This is a genomic window from Streptomyces sp. CA-111067, from assembly GCF_050956065.1.
Classification (GTDB): domain Bacteria; phylum Actinomycetota; class Actinomycetes; order Streptomycetales; family Streptomycetaceae; genus Actinacidiphila.
In genome coordinates, this window is record NZ_CP192103.1 from 3,355,803 (window position 1) to 3,382,117 (window position 26,315).

General features: G+C 73.4%; 22 protein-coding genes. 12 read left to right on the forward strand and 10 right to left on the reverse strand.

Translation table 11 applies throughout. The features are described from left to right. Positions 1-25 precede the first annotated feature (25 nt). On the forward strand, positions 26-1,144 hold the full coding sequence (gene serC, locus ACQPW6_RS14530; RefSeq protein ID WP_433890034.1) for a phosphoserine transaminase: 1,119 nt from the start codon (positions 26-28) through the stop codon (positions 1,142-1,144). A gap of 86 nt (positions 1,145-1,230) precedes the next feature. Here the strand turns inward: serC and ACQPW6_RS14535 are convergent, their stop codons facing one another. Continuing rightward, positions 1,231-2,289, reverse strand: coding sequence for a hypothetical protein (locus tag ACQPW6_RS14535; protein ID WP_433890035.1), 1,059 nt, complete (start codon positions 2,287-2,289; stop codon positions 1,231-1,233). 47 nt (positions 2,290-2,336) lie between these two features. Between ACQPW6_RS14535 and ACQPW6_RS14540 the strand changes: the two genes are divergently transcribed. Together ACQPW6_RS14540 and ACQPW6_RS14545 are read left to right on the forward strand one after the other, a co-directional pair. Then, a complete protein-coding gene (locus ACQPW6_RS14540; RefSeq protein WP_433890036.1) occupies positions 2,337-3,017 on the forward strand; it encodes an SGNH/GDSL hydrolase family protein in 681 nt (226 codons plus the stop codon). Positions 3,018-3,107: 90 nt separating this feature from the next. Continuing rightward, entirely contained in the window at positions 3,108-4,103 is a 996-nt protein-coding gene (locus tag ACQPW6_RS14545) for an aldo/keto reductase (protein ID WP_433890037.1), read from the forward strand. Positions 4,104-4,289: 186 nt separating this feature from the next. Here the strand turns inward: ACQPW6_RS14545 and ACQPW6_RS14550 are convergent, their stop codons facing one another. Next, entirely contained in the window at positions 4,290-5,684 is a 1,395-nt protein-coding gene (locus tag ACQPW6_RS14550; RefSeq protein WP_433890038.1) for an MFS transporter, read from the reverse strand. A gap of 108 nt (positions 5,685-5,792) precedes the next feature. Next, positions 5,793-6,170: a MarR family winged helix-turn-helix transcriptional regulator gene (locus ACQPW6_RS14555; protein ID WP_433894533.1), complete on the reverse strand. Its 378-nt coding sequence runs from the start codon at positions 6,168-6,170 to the stop codon at positions 5,793-5,795. A 212-nt stretch (positions 6,171-6,382) separates the two neighbouring features. On the opposite strand from ACQPW6_RS14555, the gene ACQPW6_RS14560 reads away from it, so the two are divergent. Then, complete coding sequence (locus tag ACQPW6_RS14560) at positions 6,383-6,586, forward strand: ribbon-helix-helix protein, CopG family (protein WP_433890039.1); 204 nt, start codon at positions 6,383-6,385, stop codon at positions 6,584-6,586. Here the strand turns inward: ACQPW6_RS14560 and ACQPW6_RS14565 are convergent. Both ACQPW6_RS14565 and ACQPW6_RS14570 read right to left on the reverse strand, forming a co-directional pair. Next, positions 6,568-7,605: a hypothetical protein gene (locus ACQPW6_RS14565; protein WP_433890040.1), complete on the reverse strand. Its 1,038-nt coding sequence runs from the start codon at positions 7,603-7,605 to the stop codon at positions 6,568-6,570. The two genes, ACQPW6_RS14560 and ACQPW6_RS14565, sit on opposite strands and share 19 nt — an antisense overlap. A gap of 424 nt (positions 7,606-8,029) precedes the next feature. Next, entirely contained in the window at positions 8,030-9,439 is a 1,410-nt protein-coding gene (locus ACQPW6_RS14570; protein ID WP_433894534.1) for an NCS2 family permease, read from the reverse strand. A gap of 167 nt (positions 9,440-9,606) precedes the next feature. Here ACQPW6_RS14570 and ACQPW6_RS14575 point away from each other — a divergent pair, with 167 nt between their 5' ends. Further along, complete coding sequence (locus tag ACQPW6_RS14575; protein ID WP_433890041.1) at positions 9,607-9,885, forward strand: DUF2530 domain-containing protein; 279 nt, start codon at positions 9,607-9,609, stop codon at positions 9,883-9,885. A 29-nt stretch (positions 9,886-9,914) separates the two neighbouring features. After that, positions 9,915-12,314 carry an HAD-IC family P-type ATPase gene (locus ACQPW6_RS14580; protein ID WP_433890042.1) on the forward strand — a complete coding sequence of 800 codons (2,400 nt, stop codon included), beginning with the start codon at positions 9,915-9,917 and terminating at the stop codon, positions 12,312-12,314. Between the two features lie 24 nt (positions 12,315-12,338). Here ACQPW6_RS14580 and ACQPW6_RS14585 read toward each other — a convergent pair whose 3' ends face one another. Further along, positions 12,339-15,551, reverse strand: coding sequence for a sacsin N-terminal ATP-binding-like domain-containing protein (locus tag ACQPW6_RS14585; RefSeq protein WP_433890043.1), 3,213 nt, complete (start codon positions 15,549-15,551; stop codon positions 12,339-12,341). A 356-nt stretch (positions 15,552-15,907) separates the two neighbouring features. Continuing rightward, positions 15,908-16,708 carry a DUF3027 domain-containing protein gene (locus tag ACQPW6_RS14590; protein ID WP_433890044.1) on the reverse strand — a complete coding sequence of 267 codons (801 nt, stop codon included), beginning with the start codon at positions 16,706-16,708 and terminating at the stop codon, positions 15,908-15,910. A 270-nt stretch (positions 16,709-16,978) separates the two neighbouring features. Between ACQPW6_RS14590 and ACQPW6_RS14595 the strand changes: the two genes are divergently transcribed. From ACQPW6_RS14595 to ACQPW6_RS14610, 4 genes are all read left to right on the forward strand, one after another. Next, the gene (locus ACQPW6_RS14595) at positions 16,979-18,358 is read left to right on the forward strand and encodes an MFS transporter (RefSeq protein WP_433890045.1); all 1,380 of its coding nucleotides are present in this window, start codon (positions 16,979-16,981) and stop codon (positions 18,356-18,358) included. A gap of 172 nt (positions 18,359-18,530) precedes the next feature. Then, a complete protein-coding gene (locus ACQPW6_RS14600) occupies positions 18,531-19,025 on the forward strand; it encodes a hypothetical protein (RefSeq protein WP_433890046.1) in 495 nt (164 codons plus the stop codon). A gap of 61 nt (positions 19,026-19,086) precedes the next feature. Continuing rightward, entirely contained in the window at positions 19,087-19,776 is a 690-nt protein-coding gene (locus tag ACQPW6_RS14605; RefSeq protein WP_433890047.1) for a futalosine hydrolase, read from the forward strand. Next, on the forward strand, positions 19,766-20,674 hold the full coding sequence (locus ACQPW6_RS14610) for a 1,4-dihydroxy-6-naphthoate synthase (RefSeq protein WP_433890048.1): 909 nt from the start codon (positions 19,766-19,768) through the stop codon (positions 20,672-20,674). Before ACQPW6_RS14605 ends, ACQPW6_RS14610 begins: the two co-directional genes overlap by 11 nt. A gap of 180 nt (positions 20,675-20,854) precedes the next feature. Here ACQPW6_RS14610 and ACQPW6_RS14615 read toward each other — a convergent pair whose 3' ends face one another. Continuing rightward, the gene (locus tag ACQPW6_RS14615; protein WP_433890049.1) at positions 20,855-21,238 is read right to left on the reverse strand and encodes a cold-shock protein; all 384 of its coding nucleotides are present in this window, start codon (positions 21,236-21,238) and stop codon (positions 20,855-20,857) included. A gap of 169 nt (positions 21,239-21,407) precedes the next feature. On the opposite strand from ACQPW6_RS14615, the gene ACQPW6_RS14620 reads away from it, so the two are divergent. Continuing rightward, the gene (locus ACQPW6_RS14620) at positions 21,408-21,650 is read left to right on the forward strand and encodes a hypothetical protein (protein ID WP_433890050.1); all 243 of its coding nucleotides are present in this window, start codon (positions 21,408-21,410) and stop codon (positions 21,648-21,650) included. A 66-nt stretch (positions 21,651-21,716) separates the two neighbouring features. Here the strand turns inward: ACQPW6_RS14620 and ACQPW6_RS14625 are convergent, their stop codons facing one another. Then, positions 21,717-22,364, reverse strand: a complete 648-nt coding sequence (locus tag ACQPW6_RS14625) for an HAD family hydrolase (protein WP_433890051.1) — start codon at positions 22,362-22,364, stop codon at positions 21,717-21,719. Positions 22,365-22,495: 131 nt separating this feature from the next. Further along, on the reverse strand, positions 22,496-23,485 hold the full coding sequence (locus ACQPW6_RS14630) for a hypothetical protein (RefSeq protein ID WP_433890052.1): 990 nt from the start codon (positions 23,483-23,485) through the stop codon (positions 22,496-22,498). A gap of 88 nt (positions 23,486-23,573) precedes the next feature. Here ACQPW6_RS14630 and ACQPW6_RS14635 point away from each other — a divergent pair, with 88 nt between their 5' ends. Next, positions 23,574-26,315: a helicase-associated domain-containing protein gene (locus ACQPW6_RS14635; RefSeq protein WP_433890053.1), complete on the forward strand. Its 2,742-nt coding sequence runs from the start codon at positions 23,574-23,576 to the stop codon at positions 26,313-26,315.

Genomic DNA, 26,315 nt, shown 5'->3' on the forward strand with positions numbered 1-26,315 from the left:
GACCGTGACGCACTACGCTGCCAGCGTGGCCGATATCCAGATTCCCGCTGACATCAAGCCCACCGACGGACGCTTCGGATCGGGCCCCTCCAAGGTGCGGACTCAGGCGCTCGACGCCCTGGCCGCCACCGGGACGTCCCTGCTCGGCACCTCCCACCGCCAGGCCCCGGTCAAGAACCTGGTGGGCCAGGTCCGTGACGGCGTCCGGCAGCTCTTCTCGCTGCCCGACGGCTACGAGGTGGTGCTCGGAAACGGCGGCTCCACCGCGTTCTGGGACATCGCGACGCACGGTCTGATCACCGCCAAGTCCCAGCACCTGTCGTTCGGCGAGTTCTCCTCGAAGTTCGCCAAGGCCGCCCAGCTGGCGCCGTGGCTGGAAGCGCCGAGCGTGATCAAGTCCGAGCCCGGCACCCACCCGGAGCCGGCCGCCGAGGCGGGCGTGGACGTATACGCGTTCACCCAGAACGAGACCTCCACCGGTGTCGCGGCGCCGATCCGCCGGGTCGCGGGTGCCGACGACGGCGCGCTGGTCGTGGTGGACGCCACCTCGGGCGCCGGCGGCCTGCCGGTGGACATCACCGAGACGGACGTCTACTACTTCGCGCCGCAGAAGTCCTTCGCGGCCGACGGCGGTCTGTGGATCGCCGCGTTCTCGCCGGCCGCCCTGGAGCGCGCCGCCGCGATCGCCGCCTCCGGCCGGCACATCCCGGCGTTCTTCGACCTGCCGACGGCGATCGACAACTCGACGAAGAACCAGACGTACAACACCCCGGCGCTGTCCACCCTCTTCCTGCTCAAGGAGCAGCTGGAGTGGATCAACGGGCAGGGCGGCCTGGACTGGGCCACCGCGCGCACCGCGGACTCCTCCTCGCGGCTGTACGGGTGGGCGGAGAAGGCCTCTTACGCTTCGCCGTTCGTCGCCGATCCGGCGCAGCGCTCGCAGGTCGTCGGCACCATCGACTTCGAGGACGGCATCGACGCCGCCGCGGTGGCGAAGGTGCTGCGGGCCAACGGCATCGTGGACACCGAGCCGTACCGCAAGCTCGGCCGCAACCAGCTCCGGGTCGCGATGTTCCCGGCCGTGGAGCCGGCCGACGTCGAAGCGCTGACCAACTGCATCGACTACGTCATCGGCGCGCTCTGAGCAGACCCGCTCACCCGCTGACCTGATCGGACCGGCTCTGAACTGAGCCGGTCCGACTCGTTCCACCCCTTCTCGGCTGCCCGGGGTCAGTCCTGCCGGTCGCGGTGGCTGCGCCGCGCCTTGCGTGCCCCGATGCCCAGCGCGGTGATCGCGGCGAGTATCGCCAGGCCCACCGCCTTGCTCCCGTTGCTGCCCGAGCCGCCGTCCTTCGCCTTGGAGGGCGAGGTACCGCCGGTCCCGGTCGGCGAGCTGCCCGCAGGGGCGGACGCCGAGCCCGAGGCCGACGGGCTCGGCAGGCTCGCCACGTTGTCGGGGAGGTCGGCGCCGCTCAGCGGCTCGCGCCACACCTGGCTGTCCGCGCCCTCGCTCCCGTACATCAGCGCCCGGCCGTCCCGGGTGTAGGTGACGGACTCGCCCTGCGGCTGCATCGGCAGCGCCAGGCTGCCTATCAGCCGCGGCCGGTCGTTCACCCAGCGGTAGTCGTCGGCCGAGATATAGCCGCGCAGCGCCAGCCGGCTGCCGTCGGGCGAGAAGGCGCCGTCAGTCACCCAGGGCACGTCGGCGATCCGCCGGAAGACGTTCACGCCCTGCGCGGTGAGCTTCGCCGGGCCCTCGTAGAGGCCGCCGCCCTTGTCGTTCTTGCTGGCGATGTAGACCCGGCCGGTCTTGGGCTGCACCATCAGGGCCTCGGCGTTGCGCGGCCCGGCGGCGTACTTGACGGTGAAGCGGGTGACGTCCACCGTCTGGTCGCGGAGCTGCCGGGGCTCGGGGAAGCGGTAGATCCACACCTCCGACCAGGCGCCGTCGAGGTTGTCGCCGATGTCGCCGACGTACAGGTCGCCGTCGGGGCCGAGCGAGATGGCCTCCACGTCGCGGGCGTGGACGCCGCGCATGGTGATCCGGGCGACGGTCTTGCCGGTGGCCGAGTCGATCCCGTAGACGTACGGCCCGTCGCCGCTGTCGTTGTGCGTCCAGTACACCCCCGGGTGCAGCCGACTGGCGGCGAGCCCGCTGGATTCGGTGATCCGCGGGTCGCTGATCCGGAAGGCGACCGAGGGGCCGGTGTCGGCCGCCGCGGGCACGGCTGACCCGCAGGCCAGGGCGAGGGCGGCGCAGCCGGCCGCCATCGGGAGATACGCACGCATGGACCCCAGTGTCCCTGGTCGCCGCCCGGTCGGGGATGATGCCCGGCATGCGTTACCTCTTCGTCGGCGATTCGATGACCGTCGGCGCCGCCGGCGACCACACCTGGCGCTACCGGATGTGGCAGCACCTGTGCGGACTCGGTGAGCGCTTCACGGTGGTGGGCCCGCGCACCGCGCTGTACGACCCGGCGGTCGGCTCGGCGGTCTCGGAGGACTACGCGGACCCGGCGTTCCCCGCGCACGCCCGGCGCCACCTGGCCGGCTGGGGGGAGGGCTGGCAGCAGCTGGCCCCGGTGATCGGGGACACCGTCAGGGAGCACCGGCCGGACGTGCTGCTGATATCGCTGGGCCTGATCGACCTGGGCTTCTACACCAACGCCGAGCAGACCGCGGCCAACGCGGAGCTGTTCATCACCGAGGCGCGCGCCGCCCGCCCGGGGCTGCGGATGGTGCTGCTGCCGGTCATCCCCAACACCCGGGCCGACCTGGACCCGGACTTCGCCGACCAGTGCGCGGAGCTGAACACCCGGCTGGCGAAGGTGGTCGCCGAGTACGACTCCCCCGACTCGCCGCTGCTGCTGGCCTCCCGACCCGAGGGCTACGACATCCTGCTCGACACCTACGACGGCACCCACCCCAACGCCGAGGGCGAGCACAAGCTGGCTGCGGCGTTCGCCGACGCGATGCACCAGGCGTGGGACCTCGGGGCGCCCTACGAGCGGCTCTGACGCCGGCCGGGCGGTTCCGCTGGACCGCCCGGGGGCCACCCCACGGACAGCCCCTTGATTCGAGCGCACTCCAAGAGCTTGGCTGGCTCCATGGAGTACACACAGCTCGGACGTACCGGACTCAAGGTCAGCCGCCTGGTCCTCGGCACCATGAACTTCGGTCCGCAGACCGACGAGGCGGACAGCCACGCGATCATGGACGCGGCGATCGCCGCGGGGGTCAACTTCTTCGACACCGCCAATGTCTACGGCTGGGGCGAGAACAAGGGCCGCACCGAGGAGATCGTCGGCAGCTGGTTCGCCAAGGGCGGCGGCCGGCGCGACAAGACCGTGCTGGCCACCAAGGTCTACGGCAACATGCGCGGCGACGGCGACGACTGGCCGAACTACGACAAGCTGTCGGCGCTGAACATCCGCCGCGCGGTCGACGCCAGCCTCAAGCGCCTGGGCACCGACCACATCGACATCTACCAGTTCCACCACGTGGACCGGGCCACCCCGTGGGAGGAGATCTGGCAGGCGATCGACGTCCTGGTCGCCCAGGGCAAGATCCTCTACGCCGGGTCGAGCAACTTCGCCGGCTGGCACATCGCCCGGGCCAACGAGGCCGCCGCCCGCCGCGGATCGCTCGGGCTGACCTCGGAGCAGTGCCTGTACAACCTGATGGAGCGGCGCGCCGAGATGGAGGTCATCCCGGCGGCGCAGGGGTACGGCCTCGGGGTGATCCCGTGGTCGCCGCTGCACGGCGGTCTGCTGGGCGGCGCGCTGCGCAAGCAGCGTGAGGGCGGCGGCGCCCGCTCCACCGGCGGTCGCAGCGCGGACGCGCTGAAGGACGAGGCGCAGCGGGTGCAGATCCAGGCCTACGAGGACCTGTGCGACAAGCACGGCCTCAAGCCGGGCGACGTGGGCCTGGCGTGGCTGCTGACCCGCCCGGGGGTGACCGGTCCGATCGTCGGCCCGCGCACCCAGGAGCAGCTGGACTCCGCGCTGAGCGCGGTGGAGCTGGAGCTGTCGGCGGAGTTCCTGGCCTCGCTCGACGAGATCTTCCCCGGTCCCGGCCCGTCGCCGGAGGCCTTCGCCTGGTAGCGGTTCGAGCCGGCCCCGGTCCCGGGGCGGCCCGTGCCCGGTCCGCCGCCGCGGTTCAGTGCACCGCGGCGGCGACGACCACCACGACGAGCATCAGGACGAAGGCGGCGGTCATCACGCGGGTACGGGTCTTGGGGTCCACGCTCCGAGGTTAACCGGCCCGGCCGGCCACCCCGCCGCCCGGGTTCAGGCGGCGGGTGTGAGGCTGGGCGCGGTGTCCTCCTCGGCGCCGCTCCCGGGCTCGTCCTCGCCCCGCGGCGCGCTCCCCTTCCGGGGCACGAAGGACACCAGCGGCTGGTCCTTGGCCGGGCGCAGGTTGATCCGCGGGCGCAGCCCGCCGCTCTTGGCCAGTACCAGCCCGACGGTGGCGGCGGCGGCCGCGGCGACCAGGCCGCCGGACAGGAAGCCGACCCTGGCCCCGTAGTTGTCGGTGACCCAGCCCATGATCGGGCCGCCGATCGGGGTGCCGCCGACGAAGACCATCATGTACAGGCTCATCACCCGGCCGCGCATGACGGGTTCGGTGGCCAGCTGCACGGAGGCGTTGGCGCTGGTGTTGAAGGTCAGGCTGCACACGCCGATCGGCACCAGCAGCACCGCGAACAGCCAGAACGTGGGCGCCAGCGAGGCGGCGGCCTCCAGCAGCCCGAAGAGCAGCGCCGCGGCGACCAGCATCCGCAGCCGGGTACGGGTGCGGCGGGCGGCGAGCAGCGCGCCGATCAGCGAGCCGCCGGCCATCAGGGTGTTCAGCAGGCCGTAGGTGCTGGCGCCGCTGTGGAAGACGGTGTTGACGAAGGCGGACAGCCAGATCGGGAAGTTGAAGCCGAACGTGCCGATGAAGCCGACCAGCACGATCGGCCAGATCAGCTCGGGCTTGCCGGCCACGTAGTGCAGCCCCTCGCGCAGCTGCCCCTTGCCGCGCGGTGCCCGTTCGATCTTGTGCAGCTCGGCGGTGCGCATCAGCAGCAGCCCGGTCAGCGGTGCCAGGAAGGACAGGCCGTTGATCAGGAACGCCCAGCCGCTGCCCACGGCGGTGATCAGCACACCGGCGACGGCCGGTCCGACGAGCCGGGCGGCCTGGAAGTTGGCGGCGTTCAGCGAGACGGCGTTGCGGACGACGTCGGGGCCGACCATCTCGACCACGAAGGTCTGCCGGGTCGGGTTGTCCACCACGGTCACCATGCCGAGCAGGAAGGCGATGGTGTAGACGTGCCAGACCTGGACGACGCCGCCGAGGGTGAGGCCGGCGAGCAGCAGGCCGAGGGCGCCGAGGGCGGCCTGCGAGCAGAGCAGGATCTGCCGCTTGGGGTAGCGGTCGGCGATGACGCCGCCGTACAGGCCGAAGAGCAGCATGGGCAGGAACTGCATCGCGGTGGTGATGCCCACCGCGAAGGACGAGCCGGTGATGCTGAGCACCAGCCAGTCCTGGGCGATCCGCGACATCCAGGTGCCGGTGTTGGAGACCACCGCGCCGGTCGCGAAGAGCCGGTAGTTGCGGATCTTGAGTGAGCTGAAAGTGCCCGTCTTCACGGCGGGACGGTCAGGTTCGGTTGCGGCTTCTGGTCCGGCTGCCGAACTCAATCGGTACTCGCCTCCCCTTCGTCAGGTGTCGCGTACGCGGCTACCGCGCGTACATCCGGTCCTACGGTCGGATCCGTCGGCGGGGAGAACCGTCGGCGGACCGGCGCGTCACAGTTGTGCGAGCTTCTCCAGGACGGGGGCGGCGGCACGCAGTACGGCGCGCTCCTCGTCGTTCAGTCCCTCGGTGAGCTGGGCCAGCCAGGCGTTCCGCTTGGTGCGGCTCTCGGCGAGCATCGCCTCGGCCTCGTCGGTGCGGCTCACCACGACCTGGCGGCGGTCCTCGGGGTGCGGCTCCCGGCGGACCAGCCCCTTGGCCTCCAGCATCGCCACGATCCGGGTCATCGACGGGGGCTGTACGTGCTCCTTGCGGGCCAGTTCGCCCGGTGTCGCCGATCCGCAGCGGGCCAGGGTGCCGAGTACCGACATCTCCGTCGGGCTGAGCGATTCGTCGACGCGCTGGTGGCGCAGCCGGCGCGACAGGCGCATCACGGCGAACCGCAGCGCGTTCACCGCGGCGGCGTCGTCCTCGGACAGTTCAGTCACGGTCCTTAGCCTAGCTCATTAGCTAGACTAAGGACACCGAACGTCCCCCGTTCGGGCTGTGTTCCGAAACACTGCGGACACTTTTCTCACCCTTACGGGTGAGAAAGCAGCCGATACCGACCCACCGGGCCACTCCTTCCGGGGACCGTTGGCACATGGCATCGAGAGTGCTCAGCCTCCGCATCGACGGAGACCTGTGGGAGCGGATCAGCGACCATGCCGCCAGACGAGGGATGACCGCGCAGGACTACGTGGTCCAGGCGCTCGTCCGCGACGACTTCGACGAGCGGTTCAAGGCCGCCGTCGAGGAGACCGACCGCTTCTACGCCGAGCCGCCCTCTCAGGCGGGCTCGGCGTAGCGGGGCAGCAGGGCGAGGGCCGGCGGCCCGCCCCGGTAGCCGAGGTCGCGGGCGGCCTGGTGGGCCTGCGGGCGGGCGGCGAGCATGGCGAGGTGGCGGTGCTCGGCCGGCCGCAGCCCGGCCGCCCGGTCCGCCGGGCCGGCTGCGGGCGTACGGTCCGGGGCGGTCAGGGCGGCGAGCTGGGCGGCCAGCGCCTCGCGCAGCTGGTTCACGGCGAGCGGATAGGCCCGGTGCGCGGCCCGGCCGGCCCAGCCGGCGGCCGATCCCCCGCGCGGGGCGCCGGCCGCGTCGCGTACGTGCACGGTGTGCACGTTCCGGTAGTCCTCGGCGGTCTGGTAGCGCGGCTCGAAGACCAACGTCACCCGGGTGCCGGAGGCGAATTCCACCTCGGCGAAGCGATACCGCAGTTCGGATCCGTACGGTATGTGACCGCGCGATATACGGCGGCGGGCGAGCGGATAGCTGAAGGCGAAACAGGCGGCACCGGGAAATCCGATCCGGCCGTGGGTGGAGGCATGGAGTGCGATCTCGGGCAATCCAGGCCGACCGTTCATCACCACCCGCATTTCCGGGGCGATCTGTTCCGGAGCGCGACCAAGGTAGGCCGCATAGCCGGCCGGCGGCAGAATCGCCCGGAGAATGGACAGCATATGAAACCACTCATATCCGGCCGCACCGTACTCGGTGTCCACGAATCGGCCGTGCTGGACGTCCCGCTCCCGGTTCTTGGTGAACTCGACGGTGATCCGCGCCATCCGGTCGCCGCCGGGCTCCCGCTCGGCCACCGCCGCGACCACCTCGGCGAACCGGCGGACGGCCGAACTGTGCCCGTAGACGTCGTTGACCGCGATCCGGGCGCGCGGGTGGGCGCGGGCGGTGTCTGCGAGAGCGGGCAGGTCAGCGGGCGAGCAGGCGGGCTGCTCGAGCAGCACCCGGGCCGCCGGATCGAGCCGCAGCAGGCCGCGCAGCAGCCCCAGCCGGGTGGGCGTGGGCGTGGCCACCGCCCAGACATCGACCATCCCGGGGTCCACACTGCCGAGACCCAGAGCGGCCTCCGGCCCCGGTCCCGGGCCTGACCCCGGGCCCGCCCCCGGCCCGCCCACGGCCCGGGAGCCGCCGGACCGGACGCCCCCGGACCGGGCACTTCCGGCCGAATCCAGGACGACCACCCGATGGCCGTCCGCTCTTAACTGCGTCGCATAACGGGCGCCGGTGGCGCCCGCGCCGAGCACTGCGATCCTCATCCTGGCTCACTTCCCCCGTGATGCCGCAAAAGGCTGACCGCGCGCAACATAACCCGCGGTACGGGAATCCAATCCTGATTGGCGTGAGCACGCCGCTGTGATCCGGATCACAGCATAGATCCCGGGTGGTTCAGCACGCGATCACAGCGCATTTATGCGCGCCGCCGCAATTAAGGTTCCGGCGGCGGAATCCCCGGCCTCAGAGCAGCCCGAGCGCCGGCATCATGTAGTAGAAAGCGAAAACAGCGGCGACCACGTAGAGCGCGAACGGCACCTCGCGCCACCGCCCGGCGGCCACCCTGAGCACGCAGAAGGTCAGGAAGCCGATCCCGATGCCGTTGGTGATCGAGTAGGTGAACGGCATCAGCACCATGGTCAGGAAGGCCGGCACCGCGATGGTGAAGTCGCTCCAGTCGATCTCCCTGACCGACCCGGCCAGGATCAGGAAGCCGACCGCGACCAGCGCCGGGGTGGCGGCCTGGGCCGGCACCATCGTGGCCAGCGGTGTGAAGAACAGCGCCAGGACGAACATCAGGCCGGTCACGACGCTCGCCAGCCCGGTCCTGGCGCCCTCGCCGACGCCGGCGGTGGACTCCACGAAGCAGGTGTTCGCCGACGAGGACGAGGCGCCGCCGACGGCGGTGGCGATGCCGTCGATCATCAGCACCTTGCTCATGCCGGGCAGGTCGCCCTTCTCGTCCAGCAGCCCGGCCTCGTCGCTGACGCCCAGGATGGTGCCCATCGCGTCGAAGAAGCAGGACAGCAGCACGGTGAAGACGAACAGCACGCCGGTCAGCACGCCGACCTGCTGGAAGCCGCCGAACAGGCTGACCTTGCCGATCAGCCCGAAGTCCGGGCTGGCGACCGGGTTGCCCGGCCACTTGGGCACCGTCAGGCCCCAGCTGGCGGCCGGGATGTCCGCGACGGCGTCCACGATCACCGCGACCACCGTCATCGTGACGATCGAGATCAGGATCGCGCCGGTCACCTTGCGGATGATCAGCGACAGGGTCAGCAGCGCGCCGAGGATGAAGATCAGCACCGGCCAGCCGGTGAGGTGGCCGTCGGAGCCGAGCTGGAGCGGCACGGTGGTGTGAGCGGCGTCCGGCATCCGGGTCACGAAGCCGGAGTCCACCAGGCCGATCAGCATGATGAACAGGCCGATGCCGATCGCGATGCCCTTGCGCAGCCCGAGCGGCACCGCGCTCATCACCCGCTCCCGCAGCCCGGTGGCCACCAGCACCATGATCGCCAGACCGGCCAGCACCACCATGCCCATCGCGTCCGGCCAGCTCATCTTGGGGGCGAGCTGCAGGGCGACCACGGTGTTGACGCCGAGCCCGGCGGCGAGCGCGATCGGCACGTTGCCGATGACGCCCATCAGCAGCGTGGTGAACGCGGCGGTGATCACGGTGGCGGTGACCAGCTGGCCGTTGTGCAGGTGGTGACCGTACTTGTCCACCGCGGAGCCGAGGATGATCGGGTTGAGCACGATGATGTACGCCATCGCGAAGAAGGTGGCGAGACCGCCGCGGATCTCGCGCGGCACGGAGGACCCGCGCTCGGAGATCCGGAAGTAGCGGTCAAGGCCGGTGGCGGCGGGCGGCATGCGGGTCCTCAAGGTGCTCAACTTGGATGATGATACGAACGAATCCGGCCAGCGGGTGACCGGTTTCAGTATGAATAAACAACATGTCAAACGCCATCTCCGCGCGTAGACGCCTGCGCCGCCTGGCCCCCGGCCCACCCCGCAAGGCGCCCGATTACCATGACCGCATGAGCAGCAGCAGCAAGCAGCGCGAGCCGTTGCGGGAGGCCCCCGAGCCGCTTGAGGCCAACGACGTCGCCACCGTCACGATCGGCACGATCGTCTGGTTCGCGCTCTTCGTCGTGCAGCTGCCCTTCTACGGCTGGTACTCCGACCACGGCCACACCTGGTGGATCTGGACCTGCCTGGCCGGCGGCTGCCTCGGCCTGGTCGGCCTGCTCTACGTCCGGGCCCGGCGGGACGCGATCCGCCGCGCGCAGCAGTCCCAGGACGCGCAGAACGCGTAGAAGCCCGGCCGTCCACGTACCGTCTGACCATGACGGAACGCAACGCCATCGACGTCGTCACACCCCGCAACCCCGGTCTGACCAGCGAGGAGGTCGCCGAGCGGGTCGAGCGCGGTGAGGTCAACGACGTGCCGGTCCGCTCGTCGCGCTCCGCCGGCGAGATCGTCCGGGCGAACGTCTTCACCCGGTTCAACGCGATCATCGGAGTGCTCTTCCTGGTCATCCTGGTGGTCGGCCCGATCCAGGACGGGCTGTTCGGCTTCGTGATCGTCGCCAACACCGCGATCGGCATCTTCCAGGAACTGCGCGCCAAGCGGACCCTGGACAGCCTCGCGGTGATCGGCGAGTCGCGGCCCGAGGTCCGCAGGGACGGCGCCACCGCCGAGATCCACACCTCGCAGATCGTGCTGGGCGACCTGATCGAGCTGGGTCCCGGCGACAAGGTGGTGGTGGATGGCGAGGTGGCCGAGGCCGACAGCCTGGAGATCGACGAGTCGCTGCTCACCGGCGAGGCCGACCCGGTCGTCAAGCGGGCCGGCGACCAGGTGATGTCGGGCAGCTTCGTGGTGGCGGGCGGCGGCGCCTTCACCGCCACCAAGGTCGGCCGGCAGGCGTACGCGGCCCAGCTCGCCGACGAGGCGTCCCGCTTCACCCTGGTCAACTCCGAGCTGCGCAACGGCATCAGCCAGATCCTCAAGTACGTGATGTGGCTGATGATCCCGACCGCCGTCGGGCTGATCATCAGCCAGTTCACCGTGGAGAGCCACGACGGCCGCGAGGCGGTCCGCCGGACGGTCGGCGGCATCGTGCCGATGGTGCCGGAGGGCCTGGTGCTGCTCACCTCGGTGGCCTTCGCGATCGGCGTGGTGCGACTCGGCCGCAAGCAGTGCCTGGTGCAGGAGCTGCCCGCGATCGAGGGCCTGGCCCGGGTGGACGTGGTCTGCCTCGACAAGACCGGCACCCTCACCGAGGGCGGCATGGACGTCGCCGAACTGCGCCCGCTGGACGGCGCCGACGAGGCGTACGCCGCCCGCGCGCTGGCGGCCCTCGGCGGCAGCGACCCGCACCCCAACGCCAGCCTCCAGGCGATCATCGACGCCTACCCGGCGCCCACGAAGGCCGCCGACGCCTGGCGGACCACCGGCACGCTGCCGTTCAGCTCCGCCCGCAAGTACAGCGGCGCCGCCTTCACCGAGCCCGACGGCGGCACCGGCAACTGGCTGCTGGGCGCGCCCGACGTGCTGCTGCCGGACGGGCATGCCGCCCTCGGGCAGATCGACCGGCTGAACGACGAGGGCCTGCGGGTGCTGCTGCTCGCCCGTACCGACACCGCGCTCGACGACCCGGCGGCGGCGCGGGCCGTCACCCCGTTCGCGCTGGTGGTGCTGGAGCAGCGGCTGCGCCCTGACGCCGCCGAGACGCTGGGCTACTTCGCCGACCAGCAGGTGCAGACCAAGGTGATCTCCGGCGACAACGCCGTGTCGGTCGGCGCGGTGGCCGGCAAGCTCGGGCTGCCGGGCGCGCAGCAGCCGGTGGACGCACGCCGACTGCCCGCAGGGCGGGACGAGATGGCCGAAGTCCTGGAGCGCGGCTCGGTGTTCGGCCGGGTGACGCCGCAGCAGAAGCGGGACATGGTGGGCGCGCTCCAGTCCCGCGGCCACAACGTGGCGATGACCGGCGACGGCGTCAACGACGTACTGGCCCTGAAGGACGCCGACATCGGGGTGTCGATGGGCTCGGGCTCCGAGGCGACCCGGGCGGTGGCACAGATCGTGCTGCTCAACAACAGCTTCGCGACGCTGCCTTCGGTGGTCGCCGAGGGGCGCCGGGTGATCGGCAACATCACCCGGGTGGCGACACTGTTCCTGACCAAGACGGTCTACTCGGTGCTGCTCGCGGTGCTCGTGGTGTGCTGGCAGGTGCCGTACCCGTTCCTGCCGCGCCATCTGACGCTGCTGTCCACACTCACCATCGGCGTGCCCGCGTTCTTCCTCGCGCTGGCGCCCAACAAGGAGCGCGCGCAGCCGCACTTCGTCCGCCGGGTGATGCGGTACGCGACACCGGCCGGCCTGATCTGCGGCGTCGCGGCCTTCGCGTCCTACCTGTTCGCCCGGCACGTCTACTCCGGTCCGCACGCGCTGGACGCGGAGACCAGCGCGGCGACGCTCACGCTGTTCCTGCTGGAGGTGTGGGTACTGGCGATCGTCGCCCGCCCCTACACCTGGTGGCGGATCGCCCTGGTGCTGGCGATGGTGGCGGGATTCGCGCTGGTGCTGGTCGTGCCGTGGCTCCAGGACTTCTTCGCGCTGCGGCTGGCGGGCGACGAGGGCCCGTGGACGGCGGTGGGCATCGCGGTGGCGGGCGGCGTGGTGCTGGAGTTCGTGTGGGCGTGGATCCGGCGCCGGGACACCGCCGGGCTGCCTGCCTGACGGAGGGGACGGGGCCCCGCCGGCTCAGTCGAACCAGCGGGCGCGGGCCAACTCCTCGGTCCTGGTGGGGTCTTCGAGCAGAGCCGTCAGCTCGAAGCGGCGGTGCCAGTGGCCGGCCGCCCAGGCCAGCCCTGCGGCGACACCTTCAACGGTGGCGGCGTGCAGGACACCGTCCACGTAGCGCCAGTCGAGCTCGACATCGCCGGTGACCAGCAGCTCCTCGTGCTCGACGTAGCCGGTGGGGGCGCTGGGCAGCAGGTCGTGGACGGCGGGCAGCACGTCGTGCGGCTCGCCCTGCGAGACGACCTCGGCCCGTACCGCCTCGCTGAGCCTGCGCACCTGGAAGAGCTCGGCCAACTCCGCGGCCAGCAGCGGCGGTACGGGCAGCAGCGCCCGTCCGGCGGCCAGCGGGAGCAGGTCGGGGGCGTCGGCCACCAGCGCGTCGGCGGCGTCCACCACGACCGGTTCGCCGTCCACCACCGCGCGCAACTCGTCGGGGAGGGTGACCTGTTCGGGGTCGAGTTCGGCCAGCGCCGCATACAGCCGGTGCAACTGGGCCGGGGTGACCGGGCGATCGGGGTCGGCGAGCCGGGCCAGCAGTTCGGCGGCGCCGCCGGGCTCGGCGAGCAGCGCGCTCACCGAGGTGCGCACGCCGAGCGCCCGCAGCACCTGCTCGTCGACGGCGGTGTCGGTCTCGGCCTCGTCGTAGAGGCCGGCGAGCAGCGGGTCGCCGCCGGCCGCACGCAGGCCGACCGGGCGGCGGCCGTCGAGCACCGGGTGGTCGCGCAGCCACCAGGCGGCGTACGGGGTCACCGACTCGGTGGTGCCGTCGGGCAGCATCACGCGCACGGGCGCGGTGATCGCGTCGCGCAGCGGCGGCCGGGAGAGCATGGCAAGGGCCTGCGGCCAGGCGTCGTCGTCCACCAGGTCCAGGTCGCGGACGCCGGTGATCTCGGTGGCGACCGGCGGCACGTCGGCCTCGGGCAGCTGGTCGAGTACGTCCTCGCACCAGACGTCCACGGCGTCCAGCAGGCCGACGTCGTCGGGCTCGGCGTAGTCGCCCTCACGGGGTTCGAGGTCGTCCGGGTCGAGCACCACGTCGCCGGCCCTGACCAGGGCGAACGTGGCGAGCACGCCGACTGCGGTGAGGGGCTGTTCCCCCCACCGGTCGGCCAGTTCGGCGTCCACCGTGCCGAGTTCGTCCTCGCGCAGGACGGCTTCCAGGGGGCTGCCGGGCAGCACCAGCTCGCCGGCCGGGGCGAGTTCGCCCTCGTCGTCGGGCAGTGCGAGCGCCGCGAGCCACGGTTCGTCGCCGGGCGCGAGGCCGCCGGCGGCGGCCAGGCCGAGCACGACGGCGGCCAACTCGTCGGCGTCCAGCCCGCCCTGGTCGTCCCAGGCGCCGCTGTCGTCGTCGAGCGAGGCGGCGACCGCGGCCCGCACCTGCGGGGTGGTCAGGACGGCGCGGGGCGTGGCGGGCGCGGCGCCGAGCTTCTCCAGCAGCGGGTGCGCGGCATCGGCGTGCGCCACCCGCAGGCCGAGCCGGGCGAGCAGTGCGGGGTCCACCCGGTCGGCGCCGTCCTCCCCCGGCACCGGCAGCAGCACCTGGCGCGGGCCGATCACGGTACGGCCGTCGGCGAGCGGCACCGGCAGGCCGCTGAGCACGTCGGAGTCGGTGCCGGCCAGCGCGTCGTAGAGCCGCCACCACCAGTCCGCCGGACGCTCGGTGCCGGCAAGGCGGTCCACGGCCTCGGCCAGGGTGAGCCGGGCGACGCCCAACTGCCGTAGCGCGGGCCGCCGTTCGAGGGCGGACGGCAGCAGCGTCGGCAACACCTCGGCCAGCACCTCGACGGCTCGGGCGGTGGCGCCCTCCACGACCTCGGCCTCCACCGGGCGCAGGGCGTGGCCCTCGCCGGCCAGCGGGCCGCCGCCGTCCCAGGCGGCGTCGGGGACGTCCAGCCGCTCCGGCCGCTCCGGCCGCGGGCCCTGCTGCGGGTCGGAGGCGCGGGGCAGGAACGGCGTGCGGGGCAGCGCGGCCAGCACCCGGCGGCGCAGCTCGGCGTCCAGCTCGCCCTTGCCGAGCGGGCCGGGCACCAGGTCCACCAGACCGGTGCTGACCGGGCGCCAGTCGGCGAGCAGCCGGACGTACGAGGCGGCGGCGCGTTCGAGCAGGAAGTCGGTCAGCGGCCCGGGCGCGGCGTGCCTGCGGGTCGGGTCGAGCGGGAACGAGGCGAGCAACAGGGCGGGCAGGCCCAGCGGTTCGTCGGTCGGCGTCGGGGCGTGTACGACGCCCGCGGTGCGCGGCGCGGCGGGCGCGCCGTCCTCGCCGACCGGGACCGCCCAGGTGACCGACCACACCGGGCGCAGCCGCTCCTCGACCGGGCGGTCGGCGAGCAGCGCGGCCTCCAGCGGGCCGCCCTCGGCGGACACCCGCCAGCGGCTGGGGCCGGTACGTGAGGTGTCCTCGATCAGCACGTCGGCGCCGTCGAGCGCGGTGCGGGTCAGGGTGCGGGTGCCGGCCGGGGTCTCGATCACCACGTCGGCCAGGCCCGGGAGCGCGAGCAGCAGCGCGTCGTCGACCGCGTCGAGCAGCCGGACGGCGAGATCCTGCGCGGCGCCGTCACGCAGCGGCAGCAGGACGACGGTGTCGTACGGGTCAGGCGCCCGGCCCTCCGCGGCGAACGGCAGCCGCAGCAGTGGGACGTGGCCGTCGCGGCGGCGCAACTCCTCGTCCAGGCCGGGCAGTTGCGCGGCCAGCCCGCGGGCCTCGTTCAGCGACCAGCGCACCCCGCCGGTGCGGCTGATCACCGCGGGCTCGTCGCTGACGGCCAGCACGGCGGCGAAGCCGACGCCGAAGCGGCCGACGGCGGCCGGGCCGTCGTCGCGCTTGGCGGAGGCGCGCAGGGTCGACAGCGACTCGACGGCGGCGGCGTCGAGCGGGGCGCCGGTGTTCGCGGCGGCCAGCAGCGCGGGGGCCTCGGCGGTGGCCTCGTGCAGCGTGAGGCGGAGCCGGCCGGGGACGCCGGCGCGGGTGGCCGCGTCGGCGGCGTTCTGCGCGAGCTCGATGACCAGGCGGTCGCGGTAGCCGCCGAGGGCGAGGTCCTCCTCGGCGTTGGCGTCCTCGCGGAAGCGGGCGGCGGAGGTGGACCAGGCGGTCAGGACGGCTTGCCGCAGGGGGGTGGTGGCGAAGGGGTCGCCGTCCGGGCCTTCGCCCGGCCGGGGGGCACCTGTGCGGGTCACTTCCGCCCTTCCGTCGGTTCATCCGGGGCCTTGCGGCCCCTTGCGGCCCCGACGCTATCTCCTGCGGAGCTCCCCGACGAACCCACCCACCGTTGCCGGTTCCGGCCGCCCCCGGACCACCCGCCGGTGGTGGGCTGGCCGCGCAGTTCCCCGCGCCCCTCAAAAGGCGTTCCGCTCGCGCCGGGCGTTACAGAGGGCGCCCCGACAGGGGCGCGGGGAACTGCGCGACCAGCCACAGCGGCGGGAAAGCCGGGACAGAGCGCAACCGGCCACGGCGGGTTGCCGGGGGGCGCGGGGAACTGCGCCACCAGCCCGCCACCGGTCCCGCACCAGACCTCGTACCGCGCCGGAGGCGGCTAAGCCTCCAGGCTCAGCGGGTCGTCGAGGTCGTCGAGGACCATGGGGGACGGGCGGGGGGGTGGGGGCATCAGGGCGGCCTCGGAGTGGGCGCCGCAGCCGTAGCCCAGGGAGACGAGGCGGCCGTCCGCCGGGGAGAACTCGTTCGCGCAGATGCCGAACGCCTGGCTCAGTGAACCCGCGATCGGGACGAGGAAGGCGCAGCTCACGCAGTTCGCGGGCGCCGCCTGCGCCATCGGCGACTTCGCCCCGAACTGCTCCTCCCAGCGGTCGGCGGCCGAATGCAGCCCGTACCGCGAAAGCACCCGCGGCCGCCGCATCCCGATCTCCTGCGCGACCGCCCCGATCGTCGCGATCGACGGCACCACCGCGGGCGCCACCGCGTCCTCGTCCGCCGGATCGTCGGCCGCCGCGGCGTCCGCGGCGTCCGCCCACCCGGGCTCGAGCCGCAGATCGTCCGCCTCGGTCGGCAGCAGATCGCCGGGCCCGAGGTCACCGGGCCGCAGCCGTTCGCTCCAGGGCACCCACTCGGGTGCGAGCACCGCGTCGGAACCGGGCAGCAGCACCGTTTCGTCCACGGTCACGTTCTTGGCCCGGGACGCCCGGGTCAGCGTCGTCGCCCACCGCCAGCCCCGGTAGGCCGGCTCCTTGCACGCGAAGAAGTGCGTCACGACGCGATCACCCTCGGCGACCACACCGAGGTGCTCCCCGACGGACTGCGGCCCCGCCGCCTCCTCCGTCATGGCAAGCGCGACTTCGACCGCCTCGGCGCACAGGCGGTCAGGTGTCCGGCTTCGCATCGCAGCACTCACAGAAATCGTTTCTCTCTCTACGCCGTCTCACGTGTGCGCTCGCGGGCGGACGGACCGGGCCGGGACCCGATGCGGGAAACTGGGGCGGAGCGGACCTGTGGACCGCTTCAACGCCTTCGTTCCCTGCCTCACTGGCCCTGCGGACGCATCCTCGGGCGCACCTGTTGTCACCCATTCTGCGCGATCGCACGCTACCTGTGCGCACCACAGGCGCAAAGGAGGGGGTGCGTGCTTCGACAATTGGGGCAGGATTGCGTCGTGGCACGTTCCGACACAGTGGGCCAGGGGCCCCTACGCAAGGCCGGAGGCGCCCTCACGAACAGCGTGGGGCGGTCGGCGGGTGCCGTGCGCCGCCGCGTCCGGCGGTCCACGCACGCGGGAGGCGCGGGCGAGTCGGGCCTGGCGAAGCTGATCGAGCTGCACGCGGTGAACTCCGCGGGCGACATGCTGATCACCGTCGCGCTGGCCAGCACCGTCTTCTTCTCCGTGCCGTCGGGCCAGGCCCGCGGCCGGGTCGCGCTCTACCTGCTGGTGACGATGGCGCCCTTCGCGCTGCTCGCCCCGGTGATCGGACCGCTGCTGGACAAGCTGCAGCACGGCCGCCGGGCGGCCATGGCGATGTCGATGATGGCCCGCGCGGTGCTGGCCTGGACGATGGCCGGGGTGGTGTCCACCGCCGGCCTCGGGCTCTATCCGGCGGCGCTCGGCGTCCTGGTGGCCTCCAAGGCGTACGGAGTGGTGCGCAGCGCCGTCGTACCAAGACTTCTGCCCGGCAGAACGACCCTGGTGAAGGCGAACTCACGGGTCACCCTCGCCGGGCTGCTCGCCACCACCATCGCCGCGCCGGTCGGCGCCGGCCTGCACAAGATCGGCCCGCAGTGGCCGCTGTACGGGGCTTTCGCCGTGTTCATGACCGGCGCGCTGCTGTCGATGGCGCTGCCGCACAAGGTGGACTCGGCGCGCGGCGAGGGCAAGGTGCGGCTGTCCGCCGACGAGGAGGCGCCGGCCGAGCCGGCCGGCATCCCCGGCAAGAAGCCGGGCCTGCTGGGCGTCGGCTCGTCGGTGCTGCACGCGCTCCAGGGCAACGCGGGGCTGCGCGCGCTGTCCGGCTTCCTGACGATGTTCCTGGCGTTCATGCTGCGCGAGCACCCGCTCGGCGGCCTGTCCGGTCCGATGTCGCTGGGCGCGGTGGTGATCGCGGCGGGCGCGGGAAACGCGCTGGGTACGGCGCTGGGCGCGTGGCTCAAGTCGCGCGGACCCGAGGTGATCATCGCCACCGTGCTGATCTTCGCGCTGTCGGCGGCGGTCTGCGCGGCGACCTGGTACAGCCTGTTCACGGTGGCCGGCCTGGCCGCGGTCGCCGGCATCTCACAGGCGCTGGCGAAGCTGTCGCTCGACGCGCTGATCCAGCGTGATGTGCCCGAGCTGGTCCGCACCTCGGCCTTCGCCCGCTCCGAGACGGCGCTCCAGCTGTCCTGGGTGGTCGGCGGCGGCCTCGGCATACTGCTGCCGCTCAACGGCCCGCTGGGCATGTCGGTCGCGGCCTGCCTGGTGCTGACGGCGTTCCTGGTGGCGGTACGCGGCCTGGTGGGCGCGGCCCGGCGCGGCGGGAGTTCGGCCAAGGCCCGGGTGGCGTAACGCGCGTGGCGCGCTCCGGCGGGGCTCGCCGGACGCGCCCGGAGCCGGACGGACCGGGCCTGGGCAGTCGCGGGACCCGGCTTGGGGCAGTCACGAGACACGGCTTGGGGCAGTCGCGGGACACGGCGCACCCCCGCGCGGACTGGGGGCAACCGCCCGGTAGCCTCCCTCCATGAGCATTCGCCGCGCTGCCACCACCATCGGTGCCATCTCCCTCGGGCTCGTCGCCCTCACCGCCTGCGACAAGCCGACCCCGCTGGCAACGGTGACCGTGGGCACCAGGACCGTCACAGCCGAGGCGACCGACAAGTGCTACAACCACGGCAAGAAGCTCCCGCAGGCGATCTTCCTGGCCTGCCTGCAGAACGGGAAGCCCAAGCACCACATCACCGTCGCGGTGGGCGACAAGGTGCGGGTCGGGGTGGACCCGAAGATCGGCAAGAAGGGCTGGCTGATCGCCAACGGCACCACGCTGGTCACCAACGAGCTGCTCAAGGACAAGACGTACTGGTCGCTCGACAGCGCGCAGCTGTTCAGCCAGCAGGACCCGCAGAGCGGCCAGACGTCGACGGCCAAGCAGGTCGTCCTGAACATCGTGGAGTCCGGCGACACCACGGGCAACGACTCGTACGGCATCTGGCAGATCCAGCTGATCCGGGGCAAGTGACGGCTCCCGTCCGGCCCCTGATCCCGCGCCAGTGAACCCCGATCCCGTGACCCCCGATCCCGTGACTTCCGGTCCCCTGCCTCCCGCCGGCGCCCCGCACCGGCTGCTGGTGGTGACCGCGGTCGCCGTCGAGCGGGACGCCGTCGCGGCCGGCCTGCACCTGGCGGGGCACACCGCGGCCGACGTGATCGCGGCCGGCGCCGGACCGGCCGCCGCCGCTGCGGCCACCGCCACCGCGCTGGCCCGCGGCTCGTACTCCCTGGTGATATCGGCCGGCATCGGCGGCGGGTTCGCGCCCGCGGCGCCGGTCGGAACGGTCGCGGTCGCCGAGTCGATCGTGGCGGCCGACCTGGGCGCGCAGACGGCGGAGGGCTTCGTCCCGATCGCGGACCTGGGCTTCGGCACCTCGCAGCACCGTCCGCCCGCCGCGCTGTCCCGGTCGGTGGCCGCCGCGCTCGGCGCCGCGTACGGCCCGGTGCTGACGGTCAGCACCGTCACCGGCAGCGCCGAGCGGGCCGCCGAGCTGACCGGGCGTCACCCGGACGCGGTCGCGGAGGCGATGGAGGGCTTCGGGGTGGCGGAGGCCGCGGCGGCCGGCGGGGTGCCGGTGCTGGAGATCCGTACGGTCTCCAACACGGTCGGCCCGCGGGACCGGGCGGCCTGGCGGATCGGCGAGGCGCTGGCGGCGCTGACGACGGCGTTCGGGAAGCTCCCGGCCGCACTGGAGGTTGAAGCAGGACATGACGACTGACGGCGCCGCGGCCACGCGGACGACAACCGGCCCCCTTGCCCAGGACGAGCCCGCCGCGGGCGACGCGCTGCGGATCGCGTTCTCGCCGTGCCCCAACGACACGTTCGTCTTCCACGCCTGGGCGCACGGCCTGGTGCCCGGCGCCCCGCCGCTCGACGTCACGTTCGCCGACATCGACATCACCAACGGCATGGCCGAGCGCGGCGAGCTGGACGTCCTGAAGGTCTCGTACGCGGTGCTGCCGTGGGTGCTCGACGACTACGTGCTGCTGCCGTGCGGCGGCGCGCTCGGCCGCGGCTGCGGGCCGCTGGTGCTGACCCGGGAGCCCGGCGTCGACCTTGCGGGCAAGACGGTGGCGGTGCCGAGCGAACGCTCCACGGCCTACCTGCTGTTCCGGCTGTGGGCGGCGGACCAGGTGCCGGGCGGCGTCGGCGAGATCGTCGTACTGCCGTTCCACGAGATCATGCCCGCGGTGCGGGACGGCCGGGTGGACGCCGGCCTGGTGATCCACGAGGCCCGCTTCACGTACCAGAACTACGGCCTGCACAGCCTCGCGGACATGGGCGAGCACTGGGAGTCCACCACCGAGCTGCCGATCCCGCTGGGCGCGATCATCGCCAAGCGCTCGCTGGGCGCCGAGCGGCTGCACGCGCTGGCCGACGCCGCCCGCGCCTCGGTCCGGGCGGCCTGGGACGACCCGGCGGTCTCCCGCGACTACGTGCTCGCGCACTCGCAGGAGATGGATCCGGCGGTCGCCGACCAGCACATCGGGCTTTACGTCAACGAGTTCACCGCGGATCTCGGCACCGACGGCTACGCGGCGGTGCGCGGGCTGCTGACCCGGGCGGCAGCCGAGGGCCTGGTCCCGGCGCTGGCCCCGGACGCGCTGGCGTTCTGAACCGCCGGGCCTCTGGGGCTCCGGACGTCCGGGCCCCCGGGGCCTCTGGACCGTTCCTTTACCTGCCCGAAATCGCTGACCGAAAATCGACGAAATCCGGCCGGAATCCCGGCCGGATCCGCCCGAATACCGCTCGGTAGAACTCGGATGAAATCGGCAACGCCGCCGCGTGCGGCGGGCTCACACGTCCAACTGATCGGCGACCACCCGCAGCACGGAGGCGATCTTGTGGCCGTGCTCCCGGTCCGGATACCTGCCGCGCTGAAGAGACCGCGCGACCTCCTCCAGGAGAGTCGTCAGATCCTGGACGATGGGCAGCAGTTCATCGGGCTTACGGCGCTGGGCCGCCGCGACCGAGGGGGCGGGATCGAGCAGCGTCACCGAAAGTGCCTGGTCACCGCGCTGTCCGGCGACGACTCCGAATTCCACGCGCTGGCCGGGCTTGAGCGCGGCGACTCCGTCGGGCAGGACAGAAGAGTGCACGAAGACGTCGCCGCCGTCGTCGCGGGAGAGAAAGCCGAAGCCCTTCTCGCTGTTGAACCACTTGACCTTGCCGGTAGGCACGTCCGACCTCGTCCTCATTGCTCGACTGCGCGAAACCGCTCTGAATAAGACTGCGGCGGGCCCATCGGGGACCCGCTGGGCTCCAGGCTAATGGCCTGGTGCTGTCTGACAAGACGCCGAGCTCCCGTCCCGTACCCCGGCACCCACAGCACGGATCTACCCTTGTCCGGTGAGCAGACAAACCATGGGCCCCGGTGACCTGCTGGTCAGGATCGGGGCGATCATCTTCCTCGTCGGGGCGGTGGGCACCATCGCCACCGTCGCGCCGCTGCTGCTCGGCACGCACCGGCTGCCGACTCCGGCGTATTTCGTGTCGATGCTGATGGGGGTGGGGCTGGCGGTGGCACTCGTCGGGCTGCTCAGGTCGGCGCTGGCGCAGCGGCAGGGCGGCCAGCGGCAGGGCGCGCAGTAGCAGGGCCAGCAGCAGGGCGCGGCTTCGAAGGCGGGCTGAGCGGTCCCTTTACGCTGCCTGGCCGGATCAGGCCGCCGCGGCCCGGTGACCGGCCAGCCAGGCGGGGAACTCGGTGAGGTCGGTGAGCACGACGTCGGCGCCGGCCGCGCGGAGTTCGGCCGCGTCGCACGGCCCGGTGGTGACCGCCACGGACAGCGCGCCCGCCATGCGGGCGCCACGCACATCGCCGAGGTGGTCGCCGACGTAGACGCTCGCGCCGTACTCGATCAGCGCCTCCGCCTTGGCCTCGGCCCACAGCCAGCCGCGCACCTCGGCATCGATGCCGACCTGGGCCAGGTGCAGCTGCGCGTTCGGCGCGTACTTGGCGGTGACGACCACGGGCCGGCCGCCGGCCGCGCGTACGGCGTCCACGGCCTCGACGGCGCCGGGCATCGCGGGCGTCGGCGTGATCGCGTACTCCGGGTAGATCGCCCGGTAGCGCTCGCTCAGCTCCTCGACGCGCTCAGCGGGAAACCAGTGCGCGAGCTCTTCGTCCAGCGGGGGCCCGAGGCGGGTGACCGCGAGGTCGGAGTCGATGAAGACGCCGGTCTCGGCGGCGAGCCGGTCATAGACCGCCTTGATCCCCGGCCGGGAATCGATCAACGTCATGTCGAGGTCGAACCCGATGGTCAGCTCGGCCGCCCGCGCGGCAAGATCCTTGGTCACACCACCCATTCTCCCCCGAGAGGTCAACCCGGTTTCCCCGCCGCGTGCGCGCGACCAGTCCCGGCGGCGCTTGAGCCGGGGACGGGCGCAGCCTCGACGGCGGCTGGCCGGGCGGGAGAGGTGGCGGCGGGATCCCGGGATCACGCCGTGCGGCGGGCGCGCCAAAGAAGGTAGAGCGCTGAGGTCACCGCCGCCGCCCGCACCGCCGTCGGCAGCGCGTCCTGGAAAGCGTGCCCCATCTGCCCCTGCGCGATCGGATCGCCCCACTTCCGGGTGTCCCGGCCCCACACCCACACGAGCAGCCCGGCCGCCGCCGCCCCGGGAATCCCGAGCACCGCGAACTTCGCCTGCGTCCGCGTCAGCCGACGCGAGAGGTACCCCGCCAGCCACCCGAGCAGCAATGGTATCCACGACCCGAGCACCGCCCCGGCCACCAGAAGCGCCGCGGCCAGCAGAAGCACCGGGCTCCCCCAGCCCCGCCCCCGCGGCAGCAGCCTGCGCCGCGGCCGGGCGGCCGTCTCCTCCTCGTACTCGGCGGCCGCCTCCTCCGTCTCGTCCGCCTCCGGCGCCGCCAAGCGCCGCCGCGGCACCGGCCGGTCCCCGCTCTGCTCCGCGAGCTCCTCGTCGTCGAACGGGATGAACACCCCGCCGGTCATCCCGGGCAGCCCCAGCAGCTCGTCCCCGGCCCGGGTCCGCCCGCCGTTCGGCCCGACCCGCCACCAGTCGGGAGCGTCGTCGTCCCCGGCCGCGGCCCGCCCTCTGCGCGGGGTCGGCACCTGCGGCCCGTCCTCGCCGTCCGCAGGACCCCCCTTGGACATCGACGGCCGCTTCGGCGCCGGCTTCTGCTTGGCGTACGGCCCGTACGAGCCGGGCGGCGGCTCGGCCGGGGGCGCCTCGTAGGCCGGGCCGGCCGTCCCCGCGGCGGCCTCCACCACCTCGTCCGGCGAACCGATCCTGCCGAGGATGCGCCGCACGGTCGCCGTGTTGTCGCTCTCGCGCCGCTCGCGGTCGATGTCGTTGCGCAGCTGCGTGACCAGCCGCATCCGCTGGGCGGCGGGCAGCGCCGTCTGCGCCAGGTCGCCGACCCGGCTCAGATAGTCGAACACCAGCTGATCGCTCTCGACGCCCACCGCAGGGCCCCCTTCGTCGCGCTGACTCGACGGTACCCGCCTGTCAGGGCGGCTGTCGTCACCCGGCCGGGCGGCTAATGTGGAACGAATGACGACTGGAGGCCAGAGCTCGGCACCGCGCACGCTCGCGGAGGACCTGCGCGCCCGCGACGACGACGCGCTGGCCCTCCTGCTGCGCGCCCGCCCGGACCTGCTCACCCCGGTTCCCAACGACCTCACGCAGCTCGCCACCCGCGCGGCGACCCGCACGTCGGTGCTGCGCGCCCTCGACCACCTGGACACGTTCACCCACCAGGTCGCCGAGGCCCTGGCGCTCCCCGCGGACGGCTCCCCGTACGAGACGCTGCGCGTCCTGATGACGGGCCACCCTCCCGTCGCGGGCGCCGAGGCGGCGGTGGGCGAACGCGGGGACGGCGCCGAGGGCCCGGCGGGCGGAACGGCGCAGGGCGAGCGGCCCGCCCCCGCCTCCGACCAGCGCACCCGCGCCGAAGACGAAGCCCCCACAGGCGCCGAAGCCGGCACCCGCTCCGATCCCGACGCCGGCGCCGCGCACGTCATCGCGCAGCGCCGTGACGTCCCCCGCGCCGGCGCCGAACCCCTCGACGCCGGCCTCGTCGCCGCCGTCCTGGACGCGCTGCCGTCCGCGGTGACCACGCTCCGCGAGTGCGGCCTGGTGTGGGGCGGCGACGGCGGCCCGCTGCGGCTGGTGCGCACCGCGCGTGACGTGCTCGCGCCGGCCCCGGCCGTGGTGTCGGCGACCGGTCTCGGCCCGTCCGTGGGCGAGGCCACCTCGGGCATGTCGCCGGCCCGGCTGCAGGAGATCCTGGCCGACGCCGGGCTCGCCGCCACCCACGACCCGACCAGCGCGATCGGCGCCCTCGAAGCGCTGCTCGGCGACTCGCAGCAGCTGGGGGCGCTGCTCGCGACCGCCCCCGAGGGTGCGCGGGGCGTGCTCGACCGGCTGGTGTGGGGGCCGCCGTACGGCGAGGTGCGCGACGCGACCGTCCCCGTACGGGCCGCCGACGCGACCACCCCCGTCCAGTGGCTGCTGGCGCGCGGCCTGCTGCTGCCGACCGGACGGCACAACGTCGTCCTGCCGCGGGAGGCGGCCCTCACCCTGCGCGGCGGCCGGGCGCACCGCAGGCCCGAGCCCGTACCGCCCGCCGTCGAGCCGGTGCAGCGCACCCCCCGCACCGTGGACGCGACCGCGGCCGGCCAGGCGTTCACCTCCGTCCGCACCGTCACCGACCTGGTCAAGGCGTGGGAGACCGGCGGCCCGGCGGTGCTGCGGGCCGGCGGCATCAGCGTCCGCGACCTCAAGCGCACCGCCGCCGCCCTCGACATGGCCGAGCCCGAGGCCGCGTTCTGGCTCGAACTCGCCTACGCCGCCGGGCTGATCGCCACCGACGGCGAGCTGGACGAGATCTACGCGCCGACGCCCGCCGCGGACGAGTGGCTGCTGCTGCCCGCCGAGCAGCAGTGGGCGGTGCTGGCCACCGCCTGGCTGAAGGCGACCCGGACGCCCGGCCTGGTCGGCACCCGTGACCCGAAGGGGCGGGCGCTGGCGGCGCTCGGTCCGGAGCTCGACCGTTCGCTGACGCCCCGGGTACGCCGCCGTACGCTGCTGCTGCTCGCCTCGCTGCCGCCGGGTTCGGCGGCCACGCCGGCGGCACTGCTGGCCCGGCTGCGCTGGGACAGCCCGCTGCGGGCCGCCGCCGACGCGCTGCGCGCCGACCTGCTGGGCTGGACCCTGCACGACGCCGAAACCCTCGGCCTCACCGGGCGCGGCGCGCTCGCCGCGCATGCCCGTCCGCTGCTGGCCGCCGCGGCGGGCGGAGGCAGATCCCCGGCCGGGAGCGCGGGCAAGGCCGTCGACACCGTCGCCGCCGTGGAGTCGGCCACCGCGCTGCTCGCGCCGCTGCTGCCCGAGCCGCTGGACCACGTACTGCTCCAGGCCGACCTGACCGCCGTCGCGCCCGGCCCGCTGATCGCCCCGCTCGCCGAGACGCTGGGCGTGCTCGCCGACATCGAGTCCAAGGGCGGCGCCACCGTCTACCGCTTCACGCCCGACTCGGTGCGCCGCGCCCTGGACGCGGGCCGTACCGCCGCCGAGCTGCAGGCGTTCCTCACCGAGCACTCGCGCACACCGGTGCCGCAGCCGCTCAGCTATCTGATCGACGACATGGCCAGGCGGCACGGCACGCTGCGGGTCGGCGCGGCCTCCGCGTATCTGCGCTGCGACGACGACGCCGTCCTCAGCGAGCTGCTCGCCGACCGGCGGGCGAACGGCCTGGGCCTGCGCCGGCTGGCCCCGACGGTGCTGGCCGCGCAGAGCGACCCGGCGACGCTGCTCGACCGGCTGCGCGCGATGGGGCTGGCCCCGGCCGCCGAATCCGCCGACGGGGACGTGCTGATCACCCGTCCCGACGCCCACCGCACCCCGCCGCGTACCGCCCCGGTCCCGCTGCCCGACGGGCCGCCGGTCCCCGAGGCCAAGCTGCTGGGCGCCGCGGTGAAGGCGATCCGCGCGGGCGACCGGGCCTCCACCGCCGTCCGCCGCGGCCCCTCCCCCGACGGGCCGTCCGCCGACGACGTGCCGCGCTCCCCCAGCGCCGACACGCTGGCCACGATGCAGTCCGCCGTCCTGACCGGCGAGTCGCTGTGGATCGGGTACGTCAACGCCGACGGCGCCGCCAGCCAGCGGGTGATCGCGCCGGTCCGGGTCGAGGGCGGCTACGTGACGGCCTACGACCACACGGCCGACGAGGTCCGCACCTTCGCGCTGCACCGGATCACCGGGGTGTCGGAGCTGGCCGAAGACCCGGCCTGA